11 protein-coding genes and 3 tRNA genes are annotated in these 14,031 nt (G+C 70.2%); 5 read left to right on the forward strand and 9 right to left on the reverse strand.

Annotated elements, in window-relative coordinates:
- Positions 1 to 42: 42 nt before the first annotated feature.
- The 4 genes from DT019_RS05140 to DT019_RS05155 form a co-directional block, all read right to left on the reverse strand.
- Positions 43 to 1,971, reverse strand: coding sequence for an ABC transporter ATP-binding protein (locus DT019_RS05140; RefSeq protein WP_114035438.1), 1,929 nt, complete (start codon positions 1,969 to 1,971; stop codon positions 43 to 45).
- The gene (locus DT019_RS05145) at positions 1,968 to 3,701 is read right to left on the reverse strand and encodes an ABC transporter ATP-binding protein (RefSeq protein ID WP_114035439.1); all 1,734 of its coding nucleotides are present in this window, start codon (positions 3,699 to 3,701) and stop codon (positions 1,968 to 1,970) included. Before DT019_RS05145 ends, DT019_RS05140 begins: the two co-directional genes overlap by 4 nt.
- A gap of 129 nt (positions 3,702 to 3,830) precedes the next feature.
- Positions 3,831 to 5,276: an FGGY family carbohydrate kinase gene (locus DT019_RS05150; protein ID WP_114035440.1), complete on the reverse strand. Its 1,446-nt coding sequence runs from the start codon at positions 5,274 to 5,276 to the stop codon at positions 3,831 to 3,833.
- 88 nt (positions 5,277 to 5,364) lie between these two features.
- On the reverse strand, positions 5,365 to 5,664 hold the full coding sequence (locus DT019_RS05155) for a YtxH domain-containing protein (protein ID WP_114036009.1): 300 nt from the start codon (positions 5,662 to 5,664) through the stop codon (positions 5,365 to 5,367).
- Between the two features lie 171 nt (positions 5,665 to 5,835).
- On the opposite strand from DT019_RS05155, the gene DT019_RS05160 reads away from it, so the two are divergent.
- The 3 genes from DT019_RS05160 to DT019_RS05170 all read left to right on the forward strand — a co-directional run bounded on the left by DT019_RS05160 (position 5,836) and on the right by DT019_RS05170 (position 6,228).
- Positions 5,836 to 5,908: transfer RNA gene (locus DT019_RS05160), tRNA-Asn, on the forward strand.
- 5 nt (positions 5,909 to 5,913) lie between these two features.
- A tRNA-Asn gene (locus DT019_RS05165) sits at positions 5,914 to 5,986 on the forward strand.
- A gap of 165 nt (positions 5,987 to 6,151) precedes the next feature.
- Positions 6,152 to 6,228: transfer RNA gene (locus tag DT019_RS05170), tRNA-Ile, on the forward strand.
- Positions 6,229 to 6,438: 210 nt separating this feature from the next.
- On the opposite strand, the gene DT019_RS05175 is transcribed toward DT019_RS05170, so the two are convergent.
- From DT019_RS05175 to DT019_RS05190, 4 genes are all read right to left on the reverse strand, one after another.
- Positions 6,439 to 7,548: a hypothetical protein gene (locus DT019_RS05175; protein WP_147267275.1), complete on the reverse strand. Its 1,110-nt coding sequence runs from the start codon at positions 7,546 to 7,548 to the stop codon at positions 6,439 to 6,441.
- 34 nt (positions 7,549 to 7,582) lie between these two features.
- A complete protein-coding gene (locus tag DT019_RS05180) occupies positions 7,583 to 9,811 on the reverse strand; it encodes a hypothetical protein (protein WP_147267276.1) in 2,229 nt (742 codons plus the stop codon).
- Positions 9,812 to 9,870: 59 nt separating this feature from the next.
- Positions 9,871 to 10,302, reverse strand: a complete 432-nt coding sequence (locus DT019_RS05185) for a hypothetical protein (protein ID WP_223279309.1) — start codon at positions 10,300 to 10,302, stop codon at positions 9,871 to 9,873.
- 530 nt (positions 10,303 to 10,832) lie between these two features.
- Positions 10,833 to 11,012, reverse strand: coding sequence for a hypothetical protein (locus DT019_RS05190; protein WP_114035443.1), 180 nt, complete (start codon positions 11,010 to 11,012; stop codon positions 10,833 to 10,835).
- Between the two features lie 252 nt (positions 11,013 to 11,264).
- Here DT019_RS05190 and DT019_RS39410 point away from each other — a divergent pair, with 252 nt between their 5' ends.
- Together DT019_RS39410 and DT019_RS05195 are read left to right on the forward strand one after the other, a co-directional pair.
- Positions 11,265 to 11,402, forward strand: coding sequence for a hypothetical protein (locus tag DT019_RS39410; protein WP_189389189.1), 138 nt, complete (start codon positions 11,265 to 11,267; stop codon positions 11,400 to 11,402).
- 149 nt (positions 11,403 to 11,551) lie between these two features.
- The gene (locus tag DT019_RS05195) at positions 11,552 to 12,790 is read left to right on the forward strand and encodes an MFS transporter (RefSeq protein WP_114036011.1); all 1,239 of its coding nucleotides are present in this window, start codon (positions 11,552 to 11,554) and stop codon (positions 12,788 to 12,790) included.
- A 52-nt stretch (positions 12,791 to 12,842) separates the two neighbouring features.
- Here the strand turns inward: DT019_RS05195 and DT019_RS05200 are convergent, their stop codons facing one another.
- Complete coding sequence (locus tag DT019_RS05200) at positions 12,843 to 14,030, reverse strand: methyltransferase domain-containing protein (RefSeq protein WP_114035444.1); 1,188 nt, start codon at positions 14,028 to 14,030, stop codon at positions 12,843 to 12,845.
- Position 14,031 lies beyond the last annotated feature (1 nt).

Below are 14,031 nucleotides of genomic sequence, written 5' to 3' on the forward strand. Positions count from 1 at the left end.
GCGGGCCCCCTGGGGCACCTCACCCGGCACCGGGACAGGAGGTCAGTCGACCTCGGCCACCGCCTGGGCGAACTGGGCCGCGTACAGGCGCGCGTACGCGCCCTGCGCCGCCAACAGCTCGTCGTGCGTGCCCTGTTCGACGATCGCGCCGTTCTCCATCACCAGGATGACGTCCGCGTCCCGGATGGTGGAGAGGCGGTGGGCGATGACGAACGACGTGCGCCCGTGGGCGAGCCGTGCCATCGCCTTCTGGATCAGCACCTCGGTACGGGTGTCGACCGAACTCGTCGCCTCGTCCAGGACCAGGATCACCGGGTCGGACAGGAAGGCCCGCGCGATGGTGATGAGCTGCTTCTCGCCCGCGCTCACCCCGGTGCCCTCGTCGTCGATGACGGTGTCGTAGCCCTCGGGCAGGGTGCGGATGAACCGGTCCGCGTGCGCGGCCTTCGCCGCCTCCTCGATCTCCTCGCGGGTGACGCCCTCGGCCGCGCCGTACGCGATGTTGTCCGCGATGGTGCCGCCGAACAGCCAGGTGTCCTGGAGCACCATGCCGATCCCGGAGCGCAGCTCCTCGCGGGTCATCCGCGCCGCGTCGACGCCGTCCAGGGTGATCCGGCCGCCGGTGACCTCGTAGAACCGCATCAGCAGGTTCACCAGGGTCGTCTTGCCCGCGCCCGTCGGACCGACGATCGCGACCGTGTGCCCGGGCTCCACCGTCAGTGAGAGGTCCTCGATGAGCGGCTTCTCCGGGTCGTACCGGAAGGACACCTTCTCCAGCGAGACCGCGCCGCGCAGCACCTCGGGGCGCTCGGGCGAGGCCGTCTCGGGCGCCTGCTCCTCGGCGTCGAGCAGCTCGAAGATCCGCTCGGCCGAGGCGACGCCGGACTGCACCAGGTTCGCCATCGAGGCGACCTGGGTCAGCGGCATCGAGAACTGGCGGGAGTACTGGATGAACGCCTGCACGTCACCGATGGACAGGGCGCCGGTGGCGACCCGCAGACCGCCGACGACGGCCACCAGGACGTAGTTCAGGTTCGAGACGAACATCATCAGCGGCTGCATGACGCCACTGTTGAACTGCGCCTTGAACGACGCCTCGTACAGCGCGTCGTTCTGCTCGGCGAAGGCGTCGGCCGACTCCTGCTGGCGCCCGAACACCTTCACCAGGGCGTGCCCGGTGTACATCTCCTCGATGTGCGCGTTCAGCTTGCCGGTCGACTTCCACTGCTGGACGAACTGCGGCTGCGACCGCTTGCCGACCTTCGCCGCCACGAACACCGACAGCGGCACCGTGACCAGCGCCACGAGCGCGAGCAGCGGCGAGATCCAGAACATCATCACCAGCACGCCGACGATGGTCAGCAGCGAGTTGATGAGCTGGCCCATCGTCTGCTGCATCGTCTGCGAGATGTTGTCGATGTCGTTGGTCGCGCGGCTGAGCACCTCGCCGCGCTTGGCCTTGTCGAAGTACGACAGGGGCAGCCGCGACAGCTTCGTCTGGATGTCCTCGCGCATCCGGAACACGGTGCGGTTGATGGCCCGGTTGGAGAGCCGGGTCGCCACCAGCATCATGAGCCCCGCGCCCACGTACACCGCGAGCGCGGCGAGCAGGACGCTGCCGACCGCGCCGAAGTCGATCTTCTGCCCGGGGGTGAAGTCCACGCCCGAGAGCATGTCGGCGAGGCCGCCCTCGCCGCGGTGGCGCAGCCCCTCGATCGCCTGCGCCTTGGTGGGCACGTCGCGCAGGTTCCAGCCGATGACCCCCGCGAAGACGAGGTCGGTCGCCTTGCCGAGGATCTTCGGCCCGACCACCGAGAGGCCGACGCTGCACACCACCGCGAACAGCATCACGCTCAGCGTGGCCTTCTCCGGAGCCAGCTGTTTGACCAGCCGTTTCCCGGACTCCTTGAAGTTCATCGACCGCTGATCCGGGCCGCCGCCCATCATCATGCGTCCACCGGGCCCGCTCATGCCGCCTCAGCCTCCGTCAGCTGGGAGAGCACGATCTCCCGGTACGTCTCGTTGTCGGCCATCAACTCGTGATGGCGGCCGGTCCCGACGACCTGTCCCTCGTCGAGGACGATGATGCGGTCGGCGTCCCGGATCGTGGAGACCCGCTGGGCGACGATCACGACCGTGGCCTCGGCGGTCTCGCGGCCGAGCGCGGAGCGCAGCGCCGCGTCGGTGGCGTAGTCGAGCGCCGAGAAGGAGTCGTCGAAGAGGTAGATCTCCGGGCGCTGCACCAGGGTTCTCGCGATGGCGAGCCGCTGGCGCTGACCGCCGGACACGTTCGTGCCGCCCTGCGCGATCGGCGCGTCCAGGCCGCCCTCCAGCCTGCCGACGAACTCCTTGGCCTGCGCGACCTCCAGGGCGTGCCAGAGCTCCTCGTCGGTCGCGTCGGGATTGCCGTACCGCAGGTTGGTGGCGACCGTCCCCGAGAACAGGTACGGCTTCTGCGGCACCAGCGAGACCGTCTTGGCGAGCAGGACGGGGTCCAGCGTGCGCACGTCCTCGCCGTCGACCAGCACCTGGCCGTCGGTCACGTCGAACAGCCGCGGCACGAGCCCGAGCAGGGTCGACTTGCCGCTGCCCGTCGACCCGATGATCGCGGTGGTCTCGCCGGGCCGGGCCACCAGATCCACGCCCCGCAGCACGGAGGCCTCCGCGCCCGGGTACTTGAAGTCGGCGCCCCGCACTTCCAGATGGCCGTGCCGGCGCAGCGCGCGCACCGGGCTCTTGGGCGGCACCACGCTCGTGTCGGTCCCCAGGACCTCCTCGATGCGCTCGGCACAGACCTCGGCCCGCGGCACCATCATGAACATGAAGGTGGCCATCATGACGGCCATCACGATCTGCATGAGGTACGCGAGGAACGCGGTGAGCTGGCCGATCTGCATGTGGCCGCTGTCGATGCGCTGGGCACCGAACCAGACCACCGCGACCGACGAGACGTTCACGACGGTCATGACGGTCGGGAACATGAGCGCCATCAGGCGCCCGGTGGCCAGCGACACGTCGGTGAGCTCGGTGTTGGCGCCCTTGAAGCGGCCCTGCTCGTACTCGTCCCGCACGAAGGCCCGGATCACGCGGTTGCCGGTGATCTGCTCGCGCAGCACCCGGTTCACGGTGTCGAGCCGGGTCTGCATGGTGCGGAACAGCGGCCGCATCTTGCGCACGATCAGCGAGACGGCGACACCGAGGACGGGGACGACCGCGAGCAGCACGGCCGAGAGCGGCACGTCCTGGCCGAGGGCCATGATGATGCCGCCGACACACATGATCGGCGCGGACACCATCAGCGTGAACGCCATCAGGACCAGCATCTGGACCTGCTGGACGTCATTGGTGGTGCGGGTGATCAGGGACGGCGCCCCGAAGTGGCCGACCTCGCGGGCCGAGAAGGACTGCACTCGCGCGAAGACGGCGGCCCGCACGTCCCGGCCGAGGGCGGCCGCGGTCCGGGCCCCGAAGAAGACGGCCCCGATGTTGCAGAACACCTGGACGAGGCTGACGGCGATCATGATGCCGCCGTGGCTCAGGATGTAGCCCGTGTCCCCGTTCACGACACCGTTGTCAATGATGTTCGCGTTGAGGGTGGGCAGATAAAGGGTCGCGCTGGTCTGCAGCAGTTGCAGCAGGACCAGCAGGACGATCGGTTTCTTGTACGGCCCTAGATGGGACCGCAGGAGTCGTATGAGCACGCGCAGGCTCTCCGGGTCGGCAAGATCGGGGGTTCGACCCCCCATCTTGCGACACTCCACCCCGGGAAGCTCAAGCGATTATCGGGGTGAAGTCAAAAGGAATAGCAAAGAGCGTAGGCCCCGTCCGCGTCAAGAACCCTGGCCGAAGGCGCCCGGGTGGATCTCGTCACGCGTCGCCATGTACTGCTGACGCACCGCCTGCCCCACGGCCAGTTCCTCACCGGGCTCGAAGACCTGCGCCGCCGCCCCCTGCCAGGCCGGCGGGGTGTGCGCGGCGAGCGTGCCCTGCGAGACGCCGAGCGCCCAGGCCGCCTGCCGGGCCGCGCCGAGCGCCGCGTACTCGGCGGGCTGCGGCACGACCACCTGCGTACCGAAGATCGCGGGCGCCGCCGCCTGCACGGCGGGCAGTTCCGCCGCGGCACCGAGCAGGAAGACCCGCCGGACCTCGACCCCGCGCCCCCGCAGCACGTCCAGGGCGTCGGCCAGCGAGCAGAGCATGCCCTCGAAGGCGGCCCGCGCCAGGTGCTCCGGCCTCATCGACTCGCGCCGCAGGCCGGTCAGCGTGCCCGCGGCGTGCGGAAGCCGGGGCGTGCGCTCGCCCTCGAGGTAGGGCAGCAGTACGAGACCGCAGGCGCCGGGGGTGGACTTGAGGGCCAGCGCGCTGAGTTCGGCGAGATCCTCGACGCCGAGCATCTCCGCCGTGCCGCGCAGGGCCCGGACGGCATTGCTCGTATGCACGACCGGTAGATGCATCCCGGTCGCGTCGGCGAAGGACGTAATCATCCCGCTCGGGTCGGCCAGCGCCTCGTGATGCACGGCCATGACGGAGCCCGAGGCGCCGAGCGAGACCACCGCGTCGCCCGCGCCGACGCCGAGCCCGAACGCGGCCGCCATCGTCTCGCCCGTACCGGCGGAGATCAGCAGGCCCTCGGGGGTGGTGCCGGCCGCGTCGGAGGGGCCGAGCACCTCGGGCAGCGCCACCTGGTGGCCGAGCGCCAGCTCGATCAGATCGGGGCGGTAGAAGCCGGTGGCGGCCGACCAGTAGCCGGTGCCGGACGCGGCGCCGCGGTCGGTGGTGCGGCGCGCGGGCCGGCCGAGCAACTGCCACACCAGCCAGTCGTGCGCCTGCAGGATGCCCGCGGTGCGCTGGGCCGCCTCCGGCTCGTTGCGCGCCAGCCAGCGCAGCTTGGCCACCGCCTGCGCGGCCTGCGGCACGCACCCGACGGCCTTCGCCCAGGCCTCCCGGCTGCCCAGCGCGTCGATGAGATCGGCGGCCGAGACCTGGGCCCGCTTGTCGTTCCCGGTCAGTGCGGCCCGTACGAGGTTGCCCTGGCCGTCCAGCGGGACGAGGCCGTGCTGCTGGGCCGCGACCCCGATGGCCTGGACGCCTTCCAGGAGCCCGCCGGTCGCGGCCTCGCCGAGCGAGAGCAGCCAGGCCTGCGGATCGACCTCGGTCGCCTTCGGTTCGACGGGATGCGGGGCGTACCCCTGTCGCAGCACGGCACCCGTGTCCGTGTCGCAGACGACGATGCGAGTGAAGGCGGAAGAGCTGTCAAGACCGGCGACTATCCCCATGCCTGAGATTCTGCCGCACGCGAGGGACTCCTGGGACGGCGGTGGCCGGGACAACGCTGTCGGGCCGCGCGCCGGGCGCGACGACCGGTCAGGTGTTGCTGGTGCCCCAGTCGTCCTCGGCCCCCGGACCGCGCTCGCGCAGGGAGCGCACCCGGTCGGTGACGGAGGCGGGAATCTTGTCGCCGACCTTCTCGCTCACGGCCTGGAATGCCTTGCCCGCGACCTGGCGCGAGGTCTGCGCGGCGGATTCGGCGGTGTTCCGCACCGCGGGGTTCTGCGCCATCTGACGTGCGGACTTCTTCAACTGCTCGTAACGCTCGCGTCCGGCCCGGGTTCCGAGCACGTATCCGAGAGCCAGTCCGGCGGCGAACGTGAGCCGGTATCGCATGGCGGTCACCCTTCCCTAGCGTGTGTGCCGCGCCTACCCGCGCAGCCCCGTGATCACCCAGGGCGGAACCGATTGGCGGAGCACCCCCCTGCTTGCGCTAATGTATGTGTCGCAGCGAACGCACGCCGCCCGGGATCACCCCAGGTAGGTACGTTCGATGCAACGAGGCATTCCCCTGTAGCTCAATTGGCAGAGCAGCCGGCTGTTAACCGGCAGGTTACTGGTTCGAGTCCAGTCGGGGGAGCTCGATCTCCTGTAGCTCAATTGGCAGAGCAGCCGGCTGTTAACCGGCAGGTTACTGGTTCGAGTCCAGTCGGGAGAGCAAGCGGAATCGGACCCTTCGGGGTCCTTTTTCGTATCCCGGGGAACCGCTGGGATCCCCGCGCAGTCCTCATGGGCGTGCGATGCCGACCATCCGAGGCAGGAGATCGTATGAGCGGCTATGCTGCGGCAGACGGCGCGCACAAATGTGCGCGACGCGCCGTTAGGGGCGGTAGCTCAGCCGGTTAGAGCAGCGGACTCATAATCCGTCGGCCGTGGGTTCGAGTCCCACCCGCCCCACCAGGAGGCGCAGGTGCAGAAACGATCTGGCCTGCGCCTTTGGCGTTTCCGGAGTCTTGTGCGGCGTCTGCGGGGGCGCGGCGGACGGCTGTGTGCGGAGCGGATCGGGGCCGCCGGACGATCTCCTTCGAGTGATCACCCGCACGGCCCACCAACGCCGCCGAGCGAGTGTCGCGCCCCCGCCCGGCGCCCCGCCCGCCGCCCTCGACGGGCCTAGGACCCGGCCGTCATCCGCACGTCGGTGCACCCCCGTTGCTTCGCCTCCCCCTCCGCGAACGCCTTCAGGGCGGTGTGCGCGAAGTCGGGGGAGTAGTGGGGGACGGGGTAGCCGCTGGTGTCGGGGTCGTAGAGGCGGGTGAAGAGGAAGGCGGCCGCCTCGGTGGACCCGGGGCACGTGGCAGTCGCCCAGGCGGAGTCGCCCGCCCCCTCCAGGTGCTTGAGGGAGGCCGCCGCCCTGCTCGCCCGGAACTCCTTTGCCGTCGTGCCGTAGAAGCCGAACAAGCCGTAGCCGGGCTTCTGGGCCTCCGTGGCGAGATAGCAGTTCACCTGGGGGGCCCGGGCGTCCGCAGGGAACTCCACGGCCCGCGGGGTGCCGCTGCGCGCGGCCGTCGGGGCAAGATCGCGCAGTGCGGCGCAGGACCCCTGCGACTGCTCCAGCGGCTTGGCCGGGCGGGGCCGGGCGCCGACGGGGGGCGCTGACACATCGGTCAGCGTTCCACCGCCGTCCGTCTGGCAGCCGTACTTCGCCGCCGCCTTCCGGGCGCTCTCGGCAGTCACCCGGCCGAGACCGGCGAGCGCGGCCGTGCTGCTCGACGGGGCGAAACCCGGCGGGGCGAAACTTCCGTAGGCGACGAGCGACTTGCCCGGTTCGTTGTGGCAGTCCAGCGCGACCCGGACCGCCGTGCCGTCCCTGTTCCGTACGATGCCCGGCCAGCCCTTGCCGAGAGGCGACGCCTGCCCCTTGAAGCCGTTGGAGATGTCGGAGGGGAACGCCTCCAAGGGGGCGGGCTCGGTGCCGCTCCAGCGCAGGGACATCTCCAGCGAGCCGTTGCGCGCGGAGTCCGCCCTCAGCACCAGGCAATGGGCCAGATAGCCGTCATCGAGCTCAAGGGATCTCGCCCGCAGCTCTGAGGACTCCAGCGCCGCGGCGAGTTCGCCCTGCGCCACATTCCCGCCACAGGCCTGGTCCAGCGACCGACTGTCGCGCCAGGAGTCGTACATGCCGGTGCTGTAGAGGGTTTGGGCCGCTATGGCCAGGACGGCGACGAACGCCCCCGCGTACCAGCCGGGGTGGATGCGTCGGATCCTGGAGTTCTTCTGCATGGTGCTCATTCTGTCGAGGGCCGTTCCGGGGGCGTCAGCGGTCGGGCCGGAGGAAGCGCATGGAGTCGTTGCGGCTGGTGCCGTACTCGTCCTGGCCGACGTGGAGGAAGTACTTGGTGTAGTCGCTGTCGAGGTCGTGCCCGCGGCTCTGCGCCCACATCCTGACCATGTGATCGACGTCGCGCTGGCCGGCGTCGTACGTCTTCGCGTTCGCTTCGGTCGCCTCCAGATTCGCCTCGGCCGTGTGTTCCTTGTTGGACTCGTACGTCCAGATGTCGACGCTCTTGGTGGCGAGGTCTCCGACGGGGCTGAGATCGGACACCGGGTTGAACATGAGGGCCGTGCTCAGCGACGTGCCGATTCCGTGGTTGAAGTCGGCGGCCCACTGCGTCTTCTTGAAACGCTCGTCGAAGATGATGTCCGCCCGGACGCCGTCGTAGGAGCCCATGGCGCGCGAGGACTCGACGATGCGATCGTGGATGGTCTTCTCACCGGCGCCCTGCGGGAGAGCGGCCAGGACGTCGTGCGAGTACTTCTGTTCCGCGCCGTAAAGGTGCCCGAAAGCATCCGGGTCGTCGGCGATTCCGCGCATGAGCTTGGTCAAGTGGTCCGGTGCCAGGGCCAGGTGGGCGCCGTCCTTGTCCTCCCAGACCACCCCTGGCTGGTTGACGGGAATGTCGTAGTGCGTATCGGACTTGGCGAACGTCTGGTGCGTGTCCGCCGTGTACGACGTCATGATGTGCGCCAGCGGCTCGGTGAGGTTCTTCGGCAGGGCCTGGGCGTGCTGGTCCGCGTTCAGCGTGTCCACCGTCTGCTGCAAAATGCTCGCCTGGGCCGTCGTGTGGTGCGCGATGGGGTGGTACGTGCCCGGGGTGTTGCCCGTGGTCGCGGCTTCCAGGGCCGCGCCGAAGCCCTTGCGGGCGTCGCCGTCCTCCACCGTGACCGGCATGCCCAGGGTGGTGCCGCCGGGCGGGGTCGCGTAGTGGTCCACCACGGTGTTCCAGTCCCGGCCGTGCAGCAGGTAGTTGAGGTTGTCGCTGTGCGCCGGGTCCAGGTACGCGGTGCTGGTCGCCGGGTCGTGGGACATGATGCCGAGGACGCCGTCGAGCGGGTCGTTGGCGAACCAGCCCCGGTCGCCGTCGCTGAACCTGTCCCGCAGCGACCAGACGGAATCGAGGTTTCCCTTGGCCGTGTAGGACGTCTCGGCGTGGCGGATGTCGTCCGCGGTGTCCTTGAGGAACTGCCCGGAATAGCCGTCACCGTGCTGCATGAGCGTGACCAGGCTCTGGTAGCCCCGGACCTTCTCGTCCGGGATCTTGCTGAGGCCGTCCAGCTTGAATTCCTCGGTCCCGGCCTTCCGGAGCTGCTCGCGGAAATTCTTGTAGAACGCGGAGTCGGTATCACGGGTCGCCGTGGCCAGGGTCGTGGCGAGGCCCTTCTGGAGGTCCAGGTACTGGGCGCTGTCCTTCTTGTCCTTGTAATAGGCGAGGCTGTCGAGGGAGTTGGAGAGTTTCACGGTGCCCTCGGCGCCGAGTTCGTCGAGGAGGGTCTGGCTGAACACCTTGTCGCCGGCGTGGTCACGGAAGAGGCGCTGCAACTCCGCGTAGTCCTGGGGAGTGGCCTTGCCCGAGTCGATGCGCAGCGCGAGGTCCTTGCCCTCGTCCGCCTCGTACTGCTCGATGTCTCCCTTGGCCTTCCCGTTGAATCCGTTGGTGGTTCCGTCCAGGCGGTCGGAGTCCTGGACCACCTGGGTGAGGGCGACCTCGAACCCCTGGTCCGCGTCGCACACGCTCTTCACCGCGTTGTCGATGCGGCTCTGCCAGCCGGACGCCTTCTCCCGGGCGGACTGCTGGTAGTCCGGGTCGTGGTGGTAGGCGCTCAGTTCGCCCTTGTCGAGTCGGGCGACGTCGAACGTGACGTTGCCGGTGGCCGAGACGGCCATGCCGTCCTTGATGGCGGCGTCCCGTTCCGATTCCACCTTCTTTCGCAGGTCGACGAACTGGGTGTGCGCCTCCCTGAGGAGCGAGGCCATCGCCTTGGCCTCGGTCTGGGCGTACTTGTACTCGTTCAGGGTGATGCCGAAGGTGGCGTTCGCGGCCTGCGAACTCTCGCCCACCCACTGCGTGGGCAGCGTGATGGTGTGCACCTGGTCGTGGTACAGCGTCTCGCGTTCCTTGAACTGCCCAGCCATTTCCTCCCACTTCGTCGCCGCCGTGGCCAACGTGGACAGGTCGGTCGCCAATATCTCTTGGTACGTGGGCATATGAGGTCGTCCTGTATGTCTGCGAAGCCGGAGAAAGGGGAGGAGGAAAAGGAGGGGAATCAGTAGTGGTCGAGGGGGGAATCGGGGCGGCCGATGTCCTGGTGGACTCCGAAGTCGGTCTTCTGGAACAGGGAGTTGGCGCCGCGCAGGGCGGACTTCTCGCCCGCGAGGCGGTTCATGAGGCCCTGCACCTGCTCGCCCCAGGTGTGATGCGCCTTCTTCAGCGCGCCGGACGTCACCCAGCCGTGCCCGTCGTGCGGGCCGAATTCCTTGATGGCGGCGGCAGTTGACTCGTCGGCGTGTGTGCCCGACTTCTTCGTGTCCGGTTCGAGGCGGGTCTCGATGGTGTTGGCGGCGGACCGCTTCGCCTCGGGGGTCGACACGAGGCCCGACTGCCCGGGGTTGGTGAACAGCGGTGGCCCCGGCGGCGGTTGGTGGTCCAGGCTCATGCGGGACGGGCCGCCGTGCTCAGTGGTCGTATCCGTGGACATGCGACGCTCTCCTGAGTCCTGTGGTCCTGCGGTGTGGTGGTCATGTACTCGACGTTTCCGGGGACGCCCGGACTGCCATCCTCAGTTCTGCTCCACCGGGGCGCGTGAGGTTTGAGGGCTTCCTGAGGGAACGCGCCCTGGGCCCCGGGGCCGCCTCCTGACTGACAGGCTCTTGATCCTAAGGAGACCGGCGCGCGGCAGGCGGTCTCTCGGGGCCCGCGGGCGGAGTCGTCCCAGGTTGTGTGGGTTTCGCGCAGACGGAAACAGCGGAGGCTCCCGGTGGTGCGCACGGGGTGTGCGGTGGCCCGGGGTCTCGGGGGTCGGGTCCGTGGCTTACGAATCTTTCACACGGTGTGGCGTGCGTTTCTGGTGGTGGCGGGGGGCGCATCCGCCGCGCGAGGGCCGCCCGTGTGCTGAGCGCCTGCGGCCCGTGGACGACGGGCCGGACGGCAGTGGAGGCCCCCGGTGGTGCGCACGGGGTGTGCGGTGGCCGGGGGTCTCTCGGGCAGGGCTCGTGGCTGACGAATCTTTCAGAGAGCGGACTGGAAGGCCGAGGCGCTCGGCACGTTGGCGGCGGTCGTGGTGACGCGGTCGAGGGCGACCGGGACGCGGCCGGCGTGCTGTGCCGCCGCCCGCGCGGTGAGCGGCGTGCGCCGGGCGGTCTGCGGGGTGGCGGGGCGGCGGGCGGCGGCGGAGATCAGGGTGTTCATGGTTGGCCTTCCGGCGAGATGCGTCGCCGCCCCCGCCTGATGACGGCGGGGGCGGCGACGACGATGCGTACTGATCGGGGGAAGCGTAGCGGCGCCCGGGGGCTGCGGCGCGCGCTTCCTGGCGTGGCGTAAGGATGGTGCGCGCGGCCGGACGGGGCCGCCGCGCCCCCTACCTGAGGCGATGGACCGGAGGGGGTGGCTCCACCGTGTTCGCGGGGACCGGGATTGGCCGGGAAACCCGATTCCGGTGCATTGACCCGGCCGGGGTACGACGCCCCGGGCGCCTTCGAGCGGGCGGCGGCTGAGCGGCTGTACGAGGCGGCCTCCGGTCGGCGGTACGGGGTCGCCGGCGGGGCCGAACCCCTGGCCGCCCGGGGCGTACGGCTGTGAGGTCGCCCCTACCTCGGTGCTGGTGGGCGGGGTTAGCATCCCGCGTGACCGAACAAGCCGAGCAGCCCACCGAGACGCCAGCCTCGCCCAACGCCGCCACCGCACCCGGAACCGCCTCCCCGACGGCCGACGGCTCCGGCACCGGGGAGATACGCGCGGCGCGGCGCCGCATATTCGCCGACCTCACGCCCTTCCGGGTATCGCCGGACTACCGCAGGCTCTGGTTCGGCAACATGGTGTCCTGGGTCGGCAGCGGCATGACCGCGCTCGCGATCTCCCTCCAGGTCTACGACCTCACCGGCTCCAGCTTCCACGTCGGTCTGGTCGGCATCTTCACCCTCGTACCGCTGGTCGTGTTCGGGCTGTACGGCGGGGCCATCGCCGACACCGTCGACCGGCGCAAGCTCGGGCTGTACAGCGCGCTCGGATCCGCCGCGCTCTCGGGGGCGCTCGCGGCCGGGACGTTCGCCGGGGTCGCGAACGTGTGGTTCCTGTACGCCGTCATCGCGCTCCAGTCGGTCTGCCAGGCCCTGAACGCCCCGGCCCGCTCCGCGATGATCCCGAAGCTGCTGCCGCCCGAGCAGCTGCCCGCCGCCAACGCCCTCAACTCCATGATCATGACGACCGGCACGCTCGTCGGGCCGATGCTGGGCGGGCTCGTGGTCGGCTTCGCCGGGTACAGGACCGCGTACCTCATCGACGCGATCACCTTCGCGGCCTCGCTGTACGCGATGTGGCGGCTGCCCGCGATGCTGCCCGAGCGGACCGGGGCCAAGCGGGCCTCCGTCCTGGACGGGCTGCGGTTCCTCGCCACCCGGCCCAACCTGCGGATGACGTTCTTCAGCGACTTCTGCGCGATGATCCTGGCCCATCCCCGCGCCCTGTTCCCGGCCGTCGCCGTCCTCTGGTACGGCGGTGACGCGCGCACCACCGGCCTCCTCGTCGCGGCGCCCGCCGTCGGCGCGCTGCTCGGCGGAGTGTTCTCCGGCTGGCAGGGACGCATCCACCGGCACGGGCTCGCGGTGCTGATCTCGGTCGGCGGGTGGGGGGCCGCCGTCGCGGCGTTCGGGCTGACCCGGCAGCTGTGGCTCGGCCTGTTCATGCTCGCGGTCGCGGGGTTCTCGGACACCGTCTCCATGGTGTTCCGCAACACGATGATGCAGGTCGCGGCGCCGGACGACATGCGGGGGCGGCTCCAGGGCGTGTTCATCGTGGTGGTCGCGGGCGGGCCCCGGCTCGGGGACTTCCTCGCGGGTACGGTCGCCGACCTCACGTCGCCCGCGGTGATGGTGGTGGGGGGTGGGGTGGCGTGCGTACTGGCTGTGACGGTGCTGGGGCTGAGCCGGCGGGGGTTTGCCCGTTACGATGCGCGGCGGCCCGTCGCGTAGGGGGCTGGCTTCTGGGGCTGCGCCCCAGACCCCCCGGTCAGGGGGGTGGTTCCTACGGCATCGCGCCTCCCGGGACGGGGGTGTTCGGATCGTCCAGCCAGGTTCGTTCGCCCGTGGGGGTCGCCGTCAGGCCGAAGCGGTTGATGCCGGGGCGTCCTCGTGTGGTCCACCAGTCGAGTGCGGCTTCCACCTCGTCCCACAGTCGGCGAGGCCCCGACTGCCACACGCGGGTGCTCGTGTGGTCGCGGAACTGCGCGCAGGCCCAGGAGCGGTCCGTCAGGCCGTAGAACCAGACGGCGCGCGCGCCTTCGTCCCGGTCGGCGACGACGCGAACGCAGTCCCGCACGCACAGGCCGATCACGAAGTCCTGGGCGCTGAACCGGCCGCCCAGGAGTTGTTCCGCGGTGACGGTGCTCGAAGACTCCTCCCCATCGGCAACGCTGCCCGTCACGTACGCGGCGTGGGGCACGAGGGGTTGGCGTTGGGTGCGGGCCTTCATGAACTCCACCGGCCCGGTGAACAGCCCCGACGCGCTCCCGCCGTCGCCGGCGACGACCAACCGGGCCACGGCGTCCCCGTGGCTGTAGTGGGTCCCCCACGGGGACACGATGACTGCGCCGGGCCGGGACTGCTCCACCCATGCGTGAGGGATGGACCGCAGCCCGCAGGTCGCGATGATCCGGTCGTACGGCGCCCCCTCCTCATGGCCCCGCAGCCCATCGCGCGTCACCACGCGTACGGGAAGACCGAACAGGTTGAGTGCCGTGCGGGCGGCTGCCGCGACAGTGGCGTCCAGCTCGACGCTGACGATGTTCTCGGCCCCCAGCCGGTGAGCGAGCAGCGCCGCGTTCCAACCGGTGCCGGTGCCGATTTCCAGGACGCGGTGGCCGGGCCGCACGTCGAGATCGGCGAGCATCCGGAAGACCACGGACGGCATGGACGCCGACGACGTGGACACGTTGCCGGGCTCCGTGCCGGTGTGCCCGCCGTCGTCCCATTGCGTCACGACGGGCACGTCCGCGTCCGCGTACCCGTACCACGCTTCCGGGTCGTCGCCGCGTGACACGGGAACGCTCCGCCCCGTCCGCATGTCCCACGGCCAGATGAGGTCGGGGAGGAAGCTGCCGCGCGGAACGGCGGCGAATGAGGGTGCCCAGTCCGGTGTGAGCGCGCCCGCGGACATGAGGACACGCCCCAGCTCCTCACGGCCGGGGCGTTCCTGGTGTGCGTTGGCGGACACG

It is taken from the genome of Streptomyces sp. SDr-06 (assembly GCF_003324565.1).
Classification (GTDB): domain Bacteria; phylum Actinomycetota; class Actinomycetes; order Streptomycetales; family Streptomycetaceae; genus Streptomyces.

What these genes read in the sequence shown, in the direction of transcription:
- DT019_RS05150 (WP_114035440.1), bottom strand. Translation starts at nt 5,276, where the DNA reads ATGGGGATAGTCGCCGGTCTTGACAGCTCTTCCGCCTTCACTCGCATC.
- DT019_RS05155 (WP_114036009.1), bottom strand. Translation starts at nt 5,664, where the DNA reads ATGCGATACCGGCTCACGTTCGCCGCCGGACTGGCTCTCGGATACGTG.
- DT019_RS05180 (WP_147267276.1), bottom strand. Translation starts at nt 9,811, where the DNA reads ATGCCCACGTACCAAGAGATATTGGCGACCGACCTGTCCACGTTGGCC.
- DT019_RS05140 (WP_114035438.1), bottom strand. Translation starts at nt 1,971, where the DNA reads ATGAGCGGGCCCGGTGGACGCATGATGATGGGCGGCGGCCCGGATCAG.
- DT019_RS05185 (WP_223279309.1), bottom strand. Translation starts at nt 10,302, where the DNA reads ATGTCCACGGATACGACCACTGAGCACGGCGGCCCGTCCCGCATGAGC.
- DT019_RS05190 (WP_114035443.1), bottom strand. Translation starts at nt 11,012, where the DNA reads ATGAACACCCTGATCTCCGCCGCCGCCCGCCGCCCCGCCACCCCGCAG.
- DT019_RS05175 (WP_147267275.1), bottom strand. Translation starts at nt 7,548, where the DNA reads ATGCAGAAGAACTCCAGGATCCGACGCATCCACCCCGGCTGGTACGCG.